Source organism: Streptomyces sp. NPDC003456, from assembly GCF_042878735.1.
Taxonomy (GTDB): Bacteria; Actinomycetota; Actinomycetes; order Streptomycetales; family Streptomycetaceae; genus Streptomyces.
The window spans coordinates 437,110-455,012 of record NZ_JBIAOK010000004.1; the positions used below are offsets into that span (position 1 = coordinate 437,110).

Here is a 17,903-nt window from a genome sequence, read left to right on the forward strand (position 1 = left end):
CCCCTTCTCGCATCCGGTCATTCGCACATCAGTGCTTCCGCCGACAGTGGTGTTCCGGATGCGCACCGATGCGACGTCGCCACGTGTCCGTACGCAGTCCGCTCATGGGTACCCGGTTCACCGCTGACGTCCGCGCGCCTCGCGGAAACGGGCCAGTCCCTCGCCGAGGCCGATGACCGGTTCGGGGTAACGCAGCGCGGCCCGCCGGTCGTCCGGGAGCCGCCAGGGCTCGTGCACCGCGCCGCCCTCGACGTCGGCCAGCTCGGGCACCCAGCGCCGTACGTAGGTCCCGTCCGGGTCGTAACGCCTGCCCTGCAGGACAGGGTTGAGGACGCGGTGGGGGCGGGAGTCGGTGCCGGTGCCGGCGACCCACTGCCAGTTCATCTGGTTGTTGACGACGTCGCCGTCGACCAGGTGCCGCAGGAAGTGCCGGGCGCCGACGCGCCAGTCGACGTACAGCGTCTTGGTCAGGAAACTCGCCGTCACCAGCCGCGCCCGGTTGTGCATCCAGCCCTCGTGGCGCAGCTGGCGCATGCCGGCGTCCACCATCGGATAGCCCGTGCGGCCCTCCCGCCAAGCGGTGATGTCCTCGGCCGCCTCGTCCTCGCCGCGCCACTGGTCGCCGCGGCTGCGGTAGTCCTGCCGGGACGCCTCGGGCCGCACCGCGAGGAGCTGGTGGTGGAAGTCGCGCCAGCACAGCTGGCGCACGAACGCCTCGGACCCGGCGCCGCCCCGCGTGCGGGCCCGGTGGACGAGTTCCGCCGGGGACAGCGCGCCGAAGTGCAGGTAGGGGGAGAGCCGTGACGTGGCGTCACCGGCCAGGTCGTCGTGCGAGTCGGCGTAGCCGGCGAGGTCCGTGCGCGCCCAGTCGGCGAACCGCTCGCGGCCCGCCGTCTCCCCGCCGGCCGCCAGGCCCGGCGACACGTCCGCGGGCCGCGCGCGGGACGGCGGCTCCTCGCCGGTCGCGGCTGCGGGCACGCGGACCGCGTCCGGCGCGGGCAGGGGCTCGCGCAGCCGCTCCCGGGACCAGCGGCGGTAGTAGGCCGTGAACACGGCGAAGTGGTCGGAGCCGTTGGGGGTGACCCGGCCGGGGGCGAGGGCGGTGATGACGTCGTCGTGCACGTGCAGCGCGACGCCGTCCGCCGACAGCTCCTTGCGCAACCGCTCCTCGCGGCGCTGGGCGAACCCGGTGATGCCCGCCGCCAGATGCACCTCCGCGGCACCGCAGGCGGCGGCGACCGCGCGCACCTCCCGGGCGACCGGGCCCGAGCGCACCACCAGGCGGCCGCCGCGCTCGCGCAGGGAGGCGTCCAGGTCGGCCAGGCAGTCGGCGAGGAAGGCGGCCCGGTTCGGCACGTCGAAACCGGCCGCGTGCACCGCGGGGTCGTGCACGAAGAGCGGGACCACCTCGTCCGCCGCGCGCAGCGCCGCGTGCAGGGGCGGGTGGTCGTGCAGACGCAGGTCCGAGGTGAACAGGACGACCGCGACGGTCATGTGTCACTCCTGGTGCGGTGGCGCGGTTCCGTATGACGCTGCCCGGTTCTTCCCGCGGAACGGCCCCCGCGGATGCGGCCGGCCCGGCTGCTGCGGCCCGTGCCGACCTCGCCGGCCGCGGCCCGCGCGATGTTGCGTGCCATGCCGCCGAACACCACGGCGTGGAACGGGGCGACGCTCCACCAGTAGGCGTGGCCCAGCAGCCCGCGCGGGTGGAACAGGGCGCGCTGCCGGTAGCGGGTACGGCCCTGCTCGTCGGTCTCGGTGTACATCTCCAGCCAGGCCAGCCCGGGCAGGCGCATCTCGGCCCGCAGCCGCAGCAGACGGCCCGGCTCGATCTCCTCCACCCGCCAGAAGTCCAGGGAGTCGCCCACCCTCAGGTGCTGGGTGTCCCTTCGGCCCCGGCGCAGCCCGACCCCGCCGACGAACCGGTCGAGCCAGCCCCGTACCGCCCAGGCCAGGGGGGAGGAGTACCAGCCGTTCTCGCCCCCGATGCCCTCGACGACCCTCCACAGCGCCTCCCGGGAGGCGTCGACGGGGCGCTCGCGCTCGTCCTGGTACAGGCTGCCGCCCGCCCAGTCCGGGTCGGTGGGCAGCGGGTCGCTGGGCGCGCCGGGCACGGACGCCGAGGACCAGCGCGTGGACACCTGCGCGTCGCGGACCTTGCGCAGCGCCAGGGACAGCGCCTCGTCGAACGGCAGCGGCCGGCCCGGGCCCTCCGGCACGTAGCGGGCGATGTCGTGCTCCCGGCAGACGACCTCGTGCCGCAGCGACTCGGTCAGGGGCCGGGCGAGGGAGGCCGGCACGGGGGTGACCAGCCCGACCCAGTGGCTGGACAGGCGCGGGGTCAGCACCGGGACCGGGACGATGAACCGCCGCCGCAGCCCGGCGACTTCGGCGTAGCGCCGCATCATCTCCCGGTAGGTGAGGACGTCGGGACCGCCGATGTCGAAGGCCCGGTCGACGTCGGGCGGCATGGTCGCCGAGCCGACGAGGTAGTGCAGCACGTCCCGCACGGCGATGGGCTGGGTGAGGGTGTGCACCCAGCTCGGGGTGACCATGACGGGCAGCCGTTCCGTGAGGTAGCGCAGCATCTCGAACGAGGCCGACCCCGAGCCGATGACCACGGCCGCCCGCAGCACCGTGGCGGGCACGGGGGAGTCGAGGAAGATCCGCCCCACCTCGGCCCGGGAGCGCAGGTGGGGGGAGAGCTGCTCCTCGGGCACGTCCTGCGGGGTGAGCCCGCCGAGGTAGACGATCCGCCGCACCCCGGCGATCCGCGCCTGCTCCGCGAAGACGCGTGCGGCCCTGCGGTCGGTCTCCTCGAACCCGGAGCCCGACGTCAGGGCGTGCACCAGGTAGTAGGCCACGTCGATCCCGCGCATCGCGGCGGCGACGGACTCCGCGTCGGTGACGTCCCCCTGCACGGCCTCGGCCTGCCGCGCCCACGGGTGGTCGCGGAGTTTGCCGGGGGAGCGCGCCAGGCACCGGACGCGGTGACCGGCCCGCAGCAGTTCCGGCACCAGGCGCCCGCCCACGTACCCGGACGCCCCGGTGACCAGGCAGTGCAACCCCTGTGCGTCCGTCGTCATGGTCCTGTCTCCACTCCTCGGCGCTGTGCCGTGCCGGTGCAATGCCGCGTTGCTCCCCGAAGACTTCCCGGTCGGCGGCCGTCACGGATGCACGACACAGACGCCGCGCGTGAATCAGTCGGAGGGAGTACCGGCGTGCGCCTCCCGCGGGGCCGGTTCGGAGGCGCCGGCCCGCGGCGGCTCCCGGCGGGCCAGCGCACTGGGCCACCAGGCCCGCGGTCCGACGTCGATCACCAGTGCGGGCACCAGCAGCGAGCGGACGACGAGCGTGTCGAGCAGCACGCCGAAGGCGACGATGAAGGCGATCTGCACCAGGAAGGCCAGCGGGATCACCATGAGCGCGGCGAACGTCGCGGCCAGCACCACACCCGCGGAGGTGATCACCCCGCCGGTCGTGGTCAGCCCGCGCAGCACGCCCTGGCGGTTGCCGTGCACGAGCGCCTCCTCCCGCACCCGGGACATCAGGAAGATGTTGTAGTCGACGCCGAGCGCCACCAGGAACACGAACCCGTACAGCGGCACCGACGCGTCCGTGCCGCTGAATCCGAGCAGGTGCTGGAAGACCAGCGCCGAGACGCCCAGGGTGGCCAGGAAGTTCAGCCCGACGGTCGCCACCAGCAGCACCGGCACGAGCAGCGAGCGCAGCAGCACCATGAGGATCAGGAGGATCACCGCGAGCACGACGGGCACGATGAGCGTCCGGTCGTGGGCGGCGGTCTGCTGGGTGTCGTACTGCTGCGCCGTGTAGCCGCCGACCAGGGCGTCGGCGCCGGGGACGGCGTGGACCTCCGTGCGCAGCCGTTCGACGGTGGCCTTGGCCTCGTCGCTGTCGGCCGAGGCCTTGAGCGTGGCGTTGACGAGGACCCGCCCGTCGGCCACGAGGGGCTTGCCGTCCCCGGGACGCCCGGAGGCGGTGACGGGGCTCGCCGTGGCGACCCCCTCGGTGCTCTCGGCGGCGGCGGTCACCTCGGAGACCCGGTCGGCGTCGGCGATGATGACGGCCGGGTTGCCGGAGCCGCCGGGGAAGTGCTCGCCCAGCGTGCGCTGCGCGGCGACCGAGGGCGCGTCGTTGACGAAGATCTCGTCGAGCGGCACGCCCTTGGAGGACAGGGTGGGGGAGAAGGCCGCGAACACGGCCAGGATCAGTGCCGTCACCACCCACGTCCGGCGCGGCCGGCCGTCGACCAGGGCGGCCACCTTGCGCCACACGCCGGTGCCCTGCGCGGACTCCTCCGGCGCCTTGGGCCGGGACGGCCAGTAGGCGACACGGCCCAGCAGGGCCAGCACGGCCGGCAGGAACGTCAGCGTGGTGAGCACGGCGCAGACGATGCCGATGGCGCCGACCGGGCCGAGGGCGCGGTTGTTGGTGAGGTCGCTCGCGAGCAGGGCCAGCAGTCCGAGCGCCACGGTCGCGGCGCTGGCGGTGATCGCGCCGAAGGAGCGGCGCAGCGCGGCGATCGCGGCGGCCGTGCGGTCCCCGCGCACGGCCAGTTCCTCGCGGAAGCGCGCGGCGAGCAGCAGCGCGTAGTCCGTGGCCGCGCCGATCACCAGGATCGACAGGATGCCCTGCACCTGCCCGTCCACCCGGACCACGTCCCGCTCGGCCAGGGCGTAGACCACGGCGCAGGCCAGACCCAGGGCGAAGACCGAGCTGATGATGATCAGGAACGGCAGCAGGACGCTGCGGTAGACGAGCAGCAGGATCAGCAGCACGGCGCCGAGGGCCACGCCCAGCAGCAGTCCGTCGATGCCGGCGAACGCGTCCGCCAGGTCGGCCTGGCTCGCCGCGGGTCCGGCGATCTGCGCCTCGGCGCCCGGCACGTCCCCGACCGCCGCACGCACCTTCTCGAGGGCGGTGGGCAGTTCCTCGCCCAGGTCGGGTGCCAGCTGGACGACGGCCTGCATCGCCTCGCGGTCCTCGGAGAGCAGGGCGGGGGAGGGCCGGTCCACGACCCCGGGCTCCCCGGCGAGCTGCGCCACGGCACGGGTGGCGTCGGCCTGCTGGTCAGCGGTCAGCCGCTTCCCGTCCGCCGTCCAGACCACCACGGCGGGCAGCGTCTCGGACTGGTCGAAGGCCTCGCGCGCCTCCAGCACCTGGGTGGACTCGGCGCTGCGGGGCAGGAAGGCGGCCTGGTCGTTGGTGGCGACCTCGCCCAGTCTGCCCGCGAAGGGGCCGAGTGTCCCGCCCACCCCCAGCCAGACGAGCAGCAGAGCGAGCGGTACGAGCCGTCGGGCCCAACGCTGTGCGGTAGTCATGCGTATCCCAAGCCGTAGACGAAGTGACTCACTCATAAAGTATCTCAATCATTGAGAGATACTAGGCTGGGGGGATGAGCGGTCCCGGTGAGCCCACGCCATCTCTTCCGGCGGACGACCCGATCGGGTTGCAGTCCTTCGCCGTCCTGCTGCGCCGGATGAACAGCGAGTTCAACCGCATCGCCCAGGAGTTCGCCCAGGCGCAGGGCCTGCACCTGACCGACATGCAGGCGCTGATCGCGATCCTGGACGCGGAGGCCGATCCCGTGGCGGGCGGCGAGCCCATGACGCCCGGCCGGCTGCGCAAGCAGCTCAACCTCACCTCGGGCGCGGTGACCGCCTGCCTGGACCGGCTGGAGCGGGCCGGGCACGTCCGGCGCGTGCGGGACGGCGGCGACCGACGCGTCGTCCACCTGCACTACGCCGACGCGGCCCGGAGCCTGGCCCGGGACTACTTCCTGCCCCTGGCCCGCGGCACCGAGTCGGCCCTGAGCCGGTTCAGCCCCGGGGAGCTGGCGGTGGTCGTCCGGTTCCTCGGCGAGATGAACGCCGAGCTCGCCGCGCTGCGCCGGGCCCCCGAATGAGGCTCCTTCCGATCGCCGCATCCGAAAGGGACACAACCGGCGAAACAGGGGCATGAAGCTACGAGACGAACTTCCGGTCGACCACCACCTGGCGACCGTCTACCGCTACGGCGCCGGCTTCTGCGGCCTGGTGCTCCTGGTGTTCGCGGCCCTCGGCTTCGCCGACGCCCTCAGTCCCTTCAACACCTCCGGCGACACCATCGCGGGCATGACCACCAACGTGGCGCTGAGCGTCATCTCGACCGTGGTGGGCCTCGCGCTGCTCGGCGGAGCCGTGATCGGGGGCAACTTCGCCTCCACGCTCAACATGACGGTCGGAGCGCTGTTCGTGCTGAGCGGCTTCGTGCACATCTTCCTGCTGGACCGGCCCGCCAACATCCTCGACTTCGGCATGACCAACGTGATCTTCAGCTTCGTCATGGGCCTGGTCATCGCCACGTTCGGCATGTACGGCCGCGTCTCCAGCCGGCTCGCCCCCGACAACCCGTACTACCGGCGCCGGCACCCGGAGCGCGCGGCCCCCGACACCCGGGCGCTCGGCCCCGCGGCCGACCGGCCGCAGGAGCTCCCGGTGGCGAACGCCGGCAGCGCGGCCCGGGGGCGCCTGCCCGGCTGAGACCCGCCCGGCACGGCCGGGGGCCGGGCCGTCACCGGCCCGGCCCCCTCCCGCGTGCGGGGATCAGAACTGCAGCGCCCAGGCGTCGATCCGCCCGGTGTCGTACCGGGCGTTGTCGCTCACCCGGAGCTTCCAGGTGCCCGCGGCAGCCTCCGCGGAGGCGTTCACGGTGTACGTGGTGTCGATGTTGTCCGCACTGCCGCCGGTGCCGTACGCCTTCAGCGTGTAGGCGGTGCCGTCCGGGGCGACCAGCTGGACCTGGAGGTCGCCGATGTAGGTGTGGACGATGTGCACCTCGACCGCCAGGGCGGAGGGCGCGTTGCCGGAGACGCCGGAGACGGTCACGGGTGACTCGGCGGTGGCGTTGTCGGCGATGGCCTGGTCGGCGGTGTTCTCGAAGCGCGGCCCGGGCGGGGTGGTCGAGCCGCCGCCGACGTTCAGGAGGCGGTTGGGCGAGCCGGTGCCGGGGCTGGTGACGACGCCGGTGGTGGCGGCGGACGTCAGGGCGGCGGAGACCTGCGCGGGCGTGGCCGCGGGGTTGGCGGCCAGGTGCAGCGCGGCGGCCCCGGCGACGTGCGGGCTCGCCATCGAGGTGCCGGAGATGGTGTTGGTCGCCGAGTCGCCGGAGTTCCAGGCCGAGGTGATCGAGGAGCCCGGTGCGAACAGGTCCAGGACCGAGCCGTAGTTGGAGTAGCTCGCCTTGGCGTCGGTGGACGTCGTCGCGCCGACCGTCACGGCCTCGGCGACGCGGGCGGGGGAGCGGGTGGAGGCGTCGGTGGACTCGTTTCCGGCCGCGACCACGAAGGTGACGCCAGAGGTGATGGCGTTGCGCACGGCCGTGTCGATGGCGGTGTCGCCGGCGCCGCCGAGCGACATGTTGGCGACGGCCGGCTTCACCGCGTTGCGGGCCACCCAGTCGATGCCCGCGACGACCTGGGCGGTGGTGCCCTGGCCGGAGTTGTTCAGCACGCGCACCCCGACGACCTTGGCCTTCTTGGCCACGCCGTAGGCGCTGCCGGCGATCGTGCCGGCGACGTGCGTGCCGTGGCCGTGGCCGTCCTGGGCGGTGTTGTCGTTGTCGACGGCGTCGTAGCCGTTGGCGGCCCGGCCACCGAAGTCGCCGTGCGAGATGCGCACACCGGTGTCGATGACGTACGCCGTGACGCCCTCGCCTGCGGAGTCCGGGTAGGTGTACGCGTTGTTCAGCGGCAGGTTCTTCTGGTCGATGCGGTCTAGGCCCCAGGAGGGCGGGCTGGGCTGCGTCGCGCTGATGGAGAACGTCCGGTCCTGCACCACTGAGGCGACGGCCGGATCGGCGGCGAGACGTTTCGCCTCGGACTCGGAGGCCGCCACGGCGTAGCCGTTCAGGGCCTTGGTGTAGGTCCGCTCGATGTCGGCGCCGTACTTGTGCGCGAGCGCCCGGCCCTCGGCGGAGCCGGCGCGCTCGGTCCTGAGGGTGACGATGTAGCTGCCGGGAACGGAGTTCGCGGCGTCCTCGTACTGGATGCGCCCTTCGGCCGCGACCGGGGCCGCTCCGGCGGGGAGGGCGGAGACGAGACTCGCGACCAGCGCCGCGCAGGCCGCCGCGCCGAGCGCGGCGAGTCTGCGGCGGGGGGAACCGTGGGGAGTACGCATCACTGCCATCTGAGGGGTCCTCCTCGATCGGTGGTGCGCTGTGGGGTGGGGTGCACGCCCGTCGGTCGCCGCCGATGAGTGGCCGAAAGGTCATGGGCATGTCAATCGAGCGGCAACTCGTGTGCGTCAGCGCCAGGTTGAGGCCTCCCCGGGGATTGCACAAGGGCCCTGCGCGCGCCGCAGGGCCCTCGTGGCGGCCCGTCAGGCGTCGAACGCCGTGTCCCGGCTGCGCTTCTCCCACGCCAGGACCTCGCCGCGCACCTGGTCGAGATGGCCGAGCACGGCGCTGACGCCGTCGTCCCCGAGAGGCAGGCGCAGCGGCGTGTCATCCGAGTCCAGCGCGGCCAGGATCAGCGCGGCGGCCTTGGCCGGGTCACCCGGCTGGGTGCCGTCGCCCCCGGCGACCGCGGCGCGGGTCCGCGCCACCCCGGCGTAGACGCCGCTGTCCCGGCTGGCCCCGGCCCGCCCGGCCGCGAACAGGCCGGTACGGAAGGCGCCCGGCTCGACGACCAGCACCTTGACACCGAACTCCGCGACCTCGTCCGCGAGCCCCTCGGACAGGCCCTCCAGGGCGAACTTCGTCGCGCTGTACGCCGAAAAGCCGGCGAACGACATCTGCCCGCCCATGCTGCTCATCTGGACGATCGCGCCCGAGCGCCGCTCGCGCATGAACGGCAGCACGGCCCGGGTGAGGGCGGCGGGTCCGAACACGTGCACCTCGAACAGCTCCCGCAGCTCCTGCTCGGTGGTCTCCTCGAACGCCCCGACGTGCGTGCGGCCCGCGTTGTTGACCAGCACGTCGATCCGCCCGTGCCGCGCCACCACGTCCCGTACCGCGGCCTCGGCGGCCGTCGTGTCGGCGACGTCCAGCCGCAGCACCTCCACCCGGTCCGGGTGGGCGGCGGCCAGATCGCCCAGGTTCTCGGGGCGCCGGGCCGCGCCGACCACGACATCGCCCGCCGCGAGCGCGGCCTCGGCGAGCGCCCGCCCGAACCCGCTGCTCGCACCCGTGATCAGCCACACCTTGTCCATGACCGCTCCTCGCTTCGCTCCTCGTCCTGTCACCCATCACCCTCACCGCCCGGACCGTTGTCCGTCCAAGACCTTCGGTGATAACTGATGGGCATGACCGTGGACGTGCACGTACGGGACCTGCGCTCCTTCGTCGCCGTGGCGGAGGAGCTGCACTTCACCCGCGCCGCCGAACGGCTCTACGTGTCCCAGCCCGCCCTGAGCAAGCAGATCCGCGCCCTGGAGCGCCAGCTGGGCACCGAGCTGTTCCGGCGCGACCGGCACGGCGTGTCCCTCACGGAGGCCGGCGCGGCCCTGCTCCCGCACGCTCGCGCCGTGCTGGACGCGTGGGGGGAGGGAGCGGCGGCGATGGACGCCCTGCGGGCCGAGCGGCGCGACACCCTGGTGATCGGCATGAGCACGAGTCCGGTTCGCGGCGGGCTGCTGCCGGCGATCCGTTCCCGCTTCACCGCCGCACACCCCGGCACCACGGTCCGGCTGCGCCAGGTCACCTGGGAGGACCCGACCGCCGGCCTCGCCGACGGCTCCGCCGACGTCGCGTTCGTCTGGCTGCCCCTGCCGGACCAGGACCGCTACGCCTGGACGGTCGTGGCCGAGGAGCCGCTGATGGTCGCCCTCCCCGACACCCACCCCCTCGCCGCCCGCCCCGCGGTCGACTTCGCCGAACTGCTCGACGAACCGTTCCTCGCCCTGCCCGCCGGCACCGGCCCCCTGCGCGACTTCTGGCTCGCGCTCGACGCCCGCGCGGGCCGCCCGCCCCGCATCGGCGCCGAGGTCGCGGGCACGGAGGAGACCTACGAGGCCCTGGCCGCCGGTCTCGGCGTCTGCCTCGTCGCCGCCGGCAACGTCCCGTTGCTCACCCTGGGCGGCGTGACGGCCCGACCGGTCCACGGCGTCCCACCCGGCCGCTACGCCCTGGCCTGGCGCCGCGAGGACGAGCACCGGACCCTCATCCGGTCCTACGCACGGGCCTGCCGCCAGGTGACGGGGCGGGCCTAGAGGAGCGGACGGCACGTCTCCGGCGCCTCGGCCTCCCGCCCGTGGTCCCCACCCGCACTGCCAAAGCCGCAGCGGCCCCGGCCGACCTCGACTCCCGCGGCCCGGTGCGGTGGCCGTGTCGGCCCGCCCGCCGGTTCGGCCCCGCGGGCCCGTGCGGTGGCCGTGTCAGGCCGCCCGCTTACGATGCGCCCAGCCGTCCGCCGGCCCCGTCCGCCGCCTCAGCCAGGAGCGTTCCGCCCGTGTCGATACCCGCGCCCCCTGGCGACCCGCAGCCCCGGGATCCGTTCGCGCCGCCCCCGGCCGACCTGTCGCCGGCCCTGCCCACCCCGCCCCCGCACGGGCCGTACGGGCGTCCGTACGGCACCCCGGTGTCCGTCAACGCCTTCGCCGTCGCCGCCCTGGTGCTCGGTCTGCTGTGCTTCCTGCCCGTCGCCGGGCTCGTCCTGGGGCTGGTCGCGCTGCGGCAGATCAAGCGGACGGGGCAGAGCGGGCGCGGCATGGCCCTCACGGGAGTGGCGCTGTCGTCCGCCGGGGCCGTGCTGTGGGCGGCTGTGCTGTCCACCGGCCTCGCCTCCCGGGCCTGGGAGGGGTTCACCGACGCCGCGCGGGGCAACGAGGTCCTCGCCCTGGAGGAGGGCGACTGCTTCGACGCGCCCGGCGGCCTGGAGGGCTACACCTCCGCCGTCGACACGGTGCCGTGCGCGAGCGGGCACGACGGCGAGGTCTTCGGCATCGCGACGCTGCCGGGCGGCGCCCACCCGGGGGACGCGGAGATCGGGGAGCTCGCCGAGGAGCGGTGCGACGCGCTGCAGGACCGGTACGCGATGGACACCTGGGCGGTGCCGGCCGACGTGGACGTGTACCACCTGATGCCCTCGCCGGAGAGCCGGCGCTTCGGCGACCGCGCGATCACCTGCGTCTTCGCCCGCATCGACCACGGGCCCCCGCTGACCGGATCGCTGCGCTGCGACCCCTCGACGCTCGGCCCGGACCAGGTCGTCTTCCTCTCCACGGCCAACGCCGTCGACGCGGCGCTGTACGAGGAACCCGAGGAGACCCCCGAGGACGGCCTCGCCGCCCACCGCGCCTGGGCCGCCCAGGTCCGCGACGTGCTGGACGAGCAGATCGAGGCCCTGCGCGCGTACACCTGGCCGTCCGGGGCCCGCGGACCGGTCGGCGCCCTGGTCGCCGACCTGGAGGACGCGCGCGCGGCGTGGGACCGGGCGAGCACCGCCGCCGACGCCGACGCGTACGCCGCGCACCACGTCGAGGCGTACGCGTACGTCGACGGACCCGCGGCCGTCACCGCCCGCAAGGCCCTCGGCCTGGCCGCCGAGCCGCCGTACCCCGGGCCGGACGAGGGCGGTGACTCCGCGGCACAGGTGTGACGGCGCCCATAGCGGGGAGAAAGTGCCTGCGTAAAGGCTTCAGGCGCCGCATGTCATCACATCGAGTGATTCCCTGGCCTTTGCTTGCCTCGCCCAACATACGGTTGCCACGCTGTTGCTGTCTGTACAACCTGATGGGAGCGGCCAGTGACATTCGGTGAGCAGCCGGCGTATCTGCGCGTCGCGGGTGATCTCCGCCAGAAGATCGTCGACGGTCAGCTGCCACCGCACACCCGGCTCCCCTCCCAGGCGAGAATCCGCCAGGAGTACGGCGTCTCGGACACGGTCGCGCTGGAGGCCCGCAAGGTGCTGATGGCGGAAGGTCTGGTGGAGGGCCGCTCCGGTTCCGGGACGTACGTGCGCGAGCGCCCCGTGCCCCGGCGCATCTCCCGCTCCGGATACCGCCCGTCCGGCGGGGCCACACCGTTCCGCCAGGAGCAGGCCGACGGCGAGGGGCGCGGCACCTGGGAGTCCAGCAGCCGGCAGACCGAGGCCGGCGCCGCCATCGCCGAGCGGCTGGGCATCGAGCCGGGCGACCGGGTGATGTGCACCCGGTACCTGTACCGCGAGGGCGGCGAGGCGATGATGCTCTCCACGTCCTGGGAGCCCCTCGCCCTGACGGGGCGTACGCCGGTCATGCTGCCGGAGGAGGGCCCGGTCGGCGGCATGGGGGTCGTCGAGCGCATGCGCGCCATCGACGTCATCGTGGACAACGTCACCGAGGAGGTCGGCGCCCGCCCCGGCCTCGCCGAGGAACTGCTGGCGCTGGGCGGTGTCCCGGGCCACGTGGTGCTGGTCGTCCAGCGCACGTTCTACGCCTCGGGCCGTCCCGTCGAGACGGCCGACGTGGTCGTCCCGGCCGATCGGTACCGGGTCGCCTACCACCTTCCGGTCAAGTAGCGCACGCTCACATCCGCCCCGGGGCGCACTTCCCGCGCCCCCCGCTCACCCGACCGGCACCTCGGCCGTCACCGACCCGACCGGTCCGCTTCGACCCGCGACACGTCGTTTCCGCAGCTAGGGGACGGCCTGCTCGGTATGCCCCCGATCCGACGCCCAGGGGAGTGCGGACGGCGCGTTCACCGGCGTGCGCCCCCGGCGTTCTGGCTGGTTGCGTACCTCTTCGTGAAAAGCCGTATTCGCTCCGTGAAGGTAAGGCGTAGGCTCGGGCATATGCGCAGTGCGGTTTCCTTAGCGGGTGGGGCACGGCTCAGGCCGCGAGTGGGAAGAGGAGGGGCGCGATGAACGACAGCACGGTCGCTCTGCCCTGGCTCGTGATACGCGAGGACGACAACGGCAACCGGTACCGCGTGGGCCGGTACGCGACCCGGGACGAGGCCCAGAAGATCGCGGACAGCCTCGACGGACGCGGCCACAAGCAGCTCTACTGGGTCGAACGCCTCGGCCAGAACGGACCGGCCGGACACGGCTGACATCGGCGGCCGACCCCCGTGGCTGACGGGCACCGGCCCGTCCCCGCCGGGCATGGACACGGCGCGTCCGGGGTCCGCCACCTCCCGTAGGCTCCCGGCATGAGTGAGCGGATCGTCGTCGTGGGTGCCGCGCTGATCGAGGACGGGCACCTGCTCGCCGCCCGGCGCAGCGCGCCCGCCGAACTGGCCGGGCGCTGGGAGTTGCCCGGGGGCAAGGTCGAACCCGGGGAGACACCTCAAGCGGCACTCGAACGCGAGCTGCGCGAGGAACTCGGCGTCGACGCCGAGGCCGGCGCGCGCGTCCCGGGGGAGTGGCCCCTGAAGTCTCCGTACGTCCTGCAGGTGTTCACCGCCCGCCTGCGCCCCGGCTCCGCCGCGCCCAAGCCCCTCCAGGACCACGACGAGCTGCGCTGGCTCGGCCCCGGCGACGTCTGGGAGGTGCGCTGGCTCGACCAGGACGTCCCGGCCGTGCGGCAGACCCTCGCCCTCCTCGGCTCCCCGGCCCCGCGGCAGGCGCCCGGCGTGTGAGGCCGGACAAGGGCGTACGGGTGGCACGACCGCTGCAGTGGCTCTCCGTACGCCTTTCGTGCCACAGAGCGCCACCCCGCGCGGTACTGCGCCCCGGATATCGGGTATGTGCCCATTAACCCCATGAAACCGGACATGGGCAGGCCGTCTGTCTGGGAAGTGATCGGCGTGACGAACCCCGAGGGTGACTGCGCCGAGTGGACCTTCCCCGCCGAGCCCGGTGCCGTGCGCACCGCCCGGCAGGCCGTCCGCGGCAAACTCCGCAACTGGGGTCTCGAAAGTCTCGCCGACCTCGCGGCGCTGCTGGTCAGCGAGTTGGTCACCAACGCCCTGCGGCACGCCACGGGCCCCATCGGCGTCCGTCTCGTCCGCCCGTCGGGCCCCGTCGGCGTCCTGCGGGTCGAGGTCTCCGACCCGCTGCCCGACCCGCCCCGGGCACGCGCCGCCCGCCCCGACGACGAGGGCGGCCGCGGGCTGCAACTGGTGGCCTCCTCCTCCCGCCGCTGGGGTACCCGGCCCGGCGGGCTCGGCAAGACCGTCTGGTTCGAACTGCCGGTGCCGGAGTGAAAAAACGGTGTACGTACCCGTCATCGCTGTAGAGCGGCCGGTTCGCGCAGGTGACCGGTGCCGCGGAACGTGATTCGAGGACGTGTCCCCTGGTTAGAAGACTGGAAGTGTTGTCACGGTCCGGACCGAAAACCATCGGGACCGTGCTGTGATCGTGAACACCGTGTTGTGCGGCACCGTAGTGCTGGATACTGCGGGCAGCCGCCCCCGGTGACCGGTGCCGGGCGCGGTGAGCTGGAGGGGACGGTTCGCGTGAGCGAGATACCAGCGAAGGCCACGGAGTCCGAGGACCCGTCGGAGGGCGCGAGGGCCGGGGCCGCGGACGGCCCGGACCCCGCGGCCGCGGGCGCCTTCGCAGCCGACGGCCCCCGCCCGGGGGACGCCATGTGGCAGGCCAGCCCTCCCGGCTCCATCTACGACTACATCAAGGTCGCGTCCTTCTCCATCGGCCCCGACGGGCTGGTCGACCAGTGGAGCCTGCGCGCCGAGCACCTCTTCGGCATCCCCGCCGACCGCGCCGTCGGCATGGACCCCATCGAGGCGTTCATCGACCCGCGCCACCAGGCGCGGGGCATGCGCAAGATGGCCGAGATCCTCGACGGCCGCGAGTGGACCGGCGTGGTGCCCTTCCGGCTGCCCAAGGGCGTCTCGGGCGAATGCGGCCACGAGGGACTCGCCGAGGTGTACGTCATGCCGACGCGCACCGAGGAAGGCGAGAAGGCCGCCGTGTGCATCGTCGTCGACGTCCGCACCCTGCGCAGCATCGAGACGGACCTCGCCGCCTCGCAGGCCATTTTCGGCCAATCGCCGTTCGGCTTCCTGCTCATCGACCCCGACCTGCGGGTCCGCCGCGCCAACCAGCGGTTCGCCTCCATCTTCGGCGGCTCGCCCGACGACCACCGCGGCAAGGGCGTCCACGACTACCTGCAGCGCGCCGAGGCCGAACGGGTCTCCGCCACGCTGCGCCGCGTCCTGGAGACCGGCAACTCCATCACCGACATGCACGTCACCGGGTTCGTGCCGGAATCCGACGAGCGCCGCCACTGGTCCGTCAACCTCTACCGCGTGCACAGCGGTTCCGGCCGGCCCATCGGCGTCGCCTGGCTCGGCACCGACATCACCGCCCGCCGCGCCGCCGCCCGAGAGGCCGCCGCCGCCCGCCGCAACCTCGCCCTGCTCAACGAGGCCGGCGCCCGCATCGGCAACTCCCTCGACCTGGAGACCACCGCCCGCCAGCTCCTCGACGTCGTCGTCCCCGGCTTCTGCGACCTGGCCACCGTCGACCTCTACCAGGGCCTGCTGGTCGGCGACGAGACCCCGCCCGGGCTCGCCGACGGCAGCGGCGAGCTGCGCCGCGTGGCCTTCGCCAGCGCCGTCTCCGACGCGCCCTTCGCCGGCACCGGCGCGCCCGTCTCGGTCGGCGCCGTCCACCACTACCCGTTCAACTCCCCGTGCGCCGACGCCCTGCGCACCGCCCGCCCGCAGACCGTCGCCGGTGAGGACGGCGGGCTGGTGCAGTCCACGCTGGCCGTGCCGATGGTCGCCCACGACACGGTCGTCGGGCTGGTCCAGTTCGCCCGCACCAAGGGCAGCGAGCCGTTCGGCGAACGCGACCGGGACCTCGCCGTGGAACTCGCGGCCCGCGCCGCGGTCTGCATCGACAACGCCCGGCTCTACCGGCGCGAGCACGAACGGGCGCTGATACTGCAGCGGTCCCTGCTCCCGCCCGGCGACCCCGAGGCCTCCGGCCTGGACATCGCCTGCCGCTACCTTCCCGGCAACGTCAACACCGGCCGGCCCAGCGAGGTCGGCGGCGACTGGTTCGACGTCATCGAACTCCCCGGGCACCGCACCGCGCTGGTGGTCGGCGACGTCATGGGCCGCGGCCTGCGCGCCGCCGTCGCCATGGGCGAACTGCGCACCGCCGTACGCACTCTGGCCCAGCTCGACCTCGAACCGGCCGAGGTGCTCTCCCAGCTCGACGAGATCGCCCGGGGCCTGGGCGCCCCCGGAGGCGTCCAGCAGGCCACCCGGGCGGCCCGCCGCCCGCGCGAGGCCGACCTGTCGGAGGTCTACCTGGCCACCTGCGTCTACGCCGTGTACGACTCCGTGACCCGGCGCTGCACGTTCGCCAACGCGGGCCACCTGCCGCCCGTCCTGGTCGAACCGGGCGAGCCGGCCCTGATGCTGGACGTGCCGCCGGGCATGCCGCTCGGCGTCGGCGGCGAGCCCTTCGAGGAGGTCGAGGTGGAACTGCCCGAAGGCGCCCTCCTCGCCCTCTACACCGACGGACTGGTCGAGAGCCGCGACCACCCCCTCGACGAGGGACTCCAGGCGTTCGTCAGCGCGCTGGCCGACCCCACCCAGCCGCTGGAGGACGTCTGCGACCACGTCCTCAACACGCTCGACACCCATCACGGCGAGGACGACATCGCCCTGCTGATGGCACGCGTCCAGGGCCTGCCCACCGAGTCCGTCGGCGACTGGACCCTGCCGCGCGAGCCGCGCAGCGTGGGCCGGGCCCGCGAGTACGCCCGCGCCCAGCTGCTCAGCTGGGACCTGGAGCCGCTCGTCGACACCACGGAACTGCTCGTCAGCGAACTGGTCACCAACGCCCTGCGCTACGGCGAGGGCGAGATCCGCCTGCGGCTCCTGCTCGACCGCACGCTGGTCTGCGAGGTGTGGGACGCGGGCCTGGTCCAGCCGCGCCGCCGCCGCGCCCGCGACACCGACGAGGGCGGTCGCGGCCTGCAACTGGTCGGCCTCCTCAGCGCGGCCTGGGGCTCCCGCCGCACGCCCCGCGGCAAGACCGTCTGGTTCGAACTCCCCCTCCCCGACGGCGGCCCGGGCCTCCCGGACCCGGCGGAGGCGTTGCTGAGTCTGTTCTGAGCGACGTGCTCGGGGCCGGTCAGGTGTCGTACTCGCCCACCCAGGACCGCTTCACGAGTGCCCGAGGAAGGTACTCGGACTCGACCTCGACGGGCATGTCGGCGTCGTAGGCCATGCAGGCGACGGCGAGCGGACCGAGGGCGACCAGCCCTTCGCCGTTGAGCGACCGTGCCTCGTTGGCGGTCCAGTACTCCTTGTGCCGGGTGAGGGCGTCGACGAGTGCGGTGTTGAACTGCTCGTTCTCCCGGCGCAGATAGCGCTGGAAGAGCTCGAGCGGCGGATGGAGGATCTTCAGCATGAGCTCCGGGCCGGCGATCCTGGCCGCCTCGGGGGTCGTCCCGTCGACGGCGGTGACGAGCGTGTCCCAGGTCTCCTGGCGGCCGAACCAGAAGTGCTGGAGGCTCTCCACCCAGGCGTAGACATACTCGTCGAACTTCGCGCCGGACGCTCGCAGGAAGGAGACGGGCACCTGTGCCAGCTGGTTGACGCGGTCGTTGTCGCGGCAGATCACCGCCAGGTAGAACGACGTCAGCCAGTTGCCCGCGTGCAGGTAGTCCTGCGGCCCGGTGGCGGGCAGCTGCTTGACCTCACCGTTGCTGCCCACCCGGCACGGCACCGGGCCCTCGGTCGCCAGGCCGGCGGCGAAGAGCCCGCAGCCGACCTGCAGGGCGGTGACCCACGCCTCCCAGGCGGGGAACTCACCCGCTGTGGGATCCGTCAGGCACCGCCACTTCGCCAGGGTGAGCGCGGCCTGCAGGGCGTCGTACCGGTCGTCCTCCGACGTCTCGATGTGATCGAGCACGTCCTATGTGCTCTTGATGACGGGCGCCATGAGCTCGCCCGCGTTGTCCGTGCGGAACTCATGGCGGGGAATGCGGGTGACCACGTGT

The 17,903-nt window shown here is 73.6% G+C and carries 14 protein-coding genes and 1 pseudogene; 9 read left to right on the forward strand and 6 right to left on the reverse strand.

The features are described 5' to 3' along the window. Window positions 1-117: 117 nt before the first annotated feature. From ACFYWG_RS18170 to ACFYWG_RS18180, 3 genes are all read right to left on the reverse strand, one after another. Window positions 118-1,494 (reverse strand): cryptochrome/photolyase family protein, encoded by a 1,377-nt coding sequence (locus ACFYWG_RS18170; RefSeq protein WP_383511100.1) that lies wholly within the window; start codon window positions 1,492-1,494, stop codon window positions 118-120. Further along, the gene (locus ACFYWG_RS18175; protein ID WP_389202197.1) at window positions 1,491-3,086 is read right to left on the reverse strand and encodes an SDR family oxidoreductase; all 1,596 of its coding nucleotides are present in this window, start codon (window positions 3,084-3,086) and stop codon (window positions 1,491-1,493) included. The genes ACFYWG_RS18170 and ACFYWG_RS18175 overlap by 4 nt, the downstream gene beginning before the upstream one ends. A 114-nt stretch (window positions 3,087-3,200) precedes the next feature. After that, the gene (locus ACFYWG_RS18180; protein ID WP_383511104.1) at window positions 3,201-5,342 is read right to left on the reverse strand and encodes an MMPL family transporter; all 2,142 of its coding nucleotides are present in this window, start codon (window positions 5,340-5,342) and stop codon (window positions 3,201-3,203) included. Window positions 5,343-5,416: 74 nt separating this feature from the next. Here ACFYWG_RS18180 and ACFYWG_RS18185 point away from each other — a divergent pair, with 74 nt between their 5' ends. Next, on the forward strand, window positions 5,417-5,926 hold the full coding sequence (locus ACFYWG_RS18185; protein ID WP_383511106.1) for a MarR family winged helix-turn-helix transcriptional regulator: 510 nt from the start codon (window positions 5,417-5,419) through the stop codon (window positions 5,924-5,926). Between the two features lie 52 nt (window positions 5,927-5,978). Further along, window positions 5,979-6,542, forward strand: a complete 564-nt coding sequence (locus ACFYWG_RS18190; RefSeq protein ID WP_383686149.1) for a DUF4383 domain-containing protein — start codon at window positions 5,979-5,981, stop codon at window positions 6,540-6,542. A 63-nt stretch (window positions 6,543-6,605) separates the two neighbouring features. Here the strand turns inward: ACFYWG_RS18190 and ACFYWG_RS18195 are convergent, their stop codons facing one another. Then, window positions 6,606-8,186 (reverse strand): S8 family serine peptidase, encoded by a 1,581-nt coding sequence (locus ACFYWG_RS18195; RefSeq protein WP_383510394.1) that lies wholly within the window; start codon window positions 8,184-8,186, stop codon window positions 6,606-6,608. A gap of 192 nt (window positions 8,187-8,378) precedes the next feature. Then, window positions 8,379-9,209, reverse strand: coding sequence for an oxidoreductase (locus ACFYWG_RS18200; RefSeq protein ID WP_383510392.1), 831 nt, complete (start codon window positions 9,207-9,209; stop codon window positions 8,379-8,381). Between the two features lie 93 nt (window positions 9,210-9,302). Between ACFYWG_RS18200 and ACFYWG_RS18205 the strand changes: the two genes are divergently transcribed. From ACFYWG_RS18205 to ACFYWG_RS18235, 7 genes and pseudogenes are all read left to right on the forward strand, one after another. Continuing rightward, complete coding sequence (locus tag ACFYWG_RS18205) at window positions 9,303-10,208, forward strand: LysR family transcriptional regulator (RefSeq protein WP_383510389.1); 906 nt, start codon at window positions 9,303-9,305, stop codon at window positions 10,206-10,208. Between the two features lie 239 nt (window positions 10,209-10,447). Continuing rightward, the gene (locus ACFYWG_RS18210) at window positions 10,448-11,596 is read left to right on the forward strand and encodes a DUF4190 domain-containing protein (RefSeq protein WP_389202201.1); all 1,149 of its coding nucleotides are present in this window, start codon (window positions 10,448-10,450) and stop codon (window positions 11,594-11,596) included. Window positions 11,597-11,743: 147 nt separating this feature from the next. Further along, on the forward strand, window positions 11,744-12,496 hold the full coding sequence (locus tag ACFYWG_RS18215; protein WP_376334279.1) for a GntR family transcriptional regulator: 753 nt from the start codon (window positions 11,744-11,746) through the stop codon (window positions 12,494-12,496). Between the two features lie 314 nt (window positions 12,497-12,810). Continuing rightward, window positions 12,811-13,029: pseudogene (locus ACFYWG_RS18220) on the forward strand (SPOR domain-containing protein); the annotation flags it as partial. Between the two features lie 99 nt (window positions 13,030-13,128). Continuing rightward, entirely contained in the window at window positions 13,129-13,557 is a 429-nt protein-coding gene (locus ACFYWG_RS18225) for a (deoxy)nucleoside triphosphate pyrophosphohydrolase (RefSeq protein WP_385419866.1), read from the forward strand. A gap of 135 nt (window positions 13,558-13,692) precedes the next feature. Next, window positions 13,693-14,124 (forward strand): ATP-binding protein, encoded by a 432-nt coding sequence (locus ACFYWG_RS18230; protein ID WP_376334283.1) that lies wholly within the window; start codon window positions 13,693-13,695, stop codon window positions 14,122-14,124. 252 nt (window positions 14,125-14,376) lie between these two features. Beyond that, complete coding sequence (locus ACFYWG_RS18235; RefSeq protein WP_383510377.1) at window positions 14,377-17,013, forward strand: SpoIIE family protein phosphatase; 2,637 nt, start codon at window positions 14,377-14,379, stop codon at window positions 17,011-17,013. Between the two features lie 19 nt (window positions 17,014-17,032). On the opposite strand, the gene ACFYWG_RS18240 is transcribed toward ACFYWG_RS18235, so the two are convergent. Further along, the gene (locus ACFYWG_RS18240; RefSeq protein ID WP_389202205.1) at window positions 17,033-17,815 is read right to left on the reverse strand and encodes an immunity 49 family protein; all 783 of its coding nucleotides are present in this window, start codon (window positions 17,813-17,815) and stop codon (window positions 17,033-17,035) included. Window positions 17,816-17,903 lie beyond the last annotated feature (88 nt).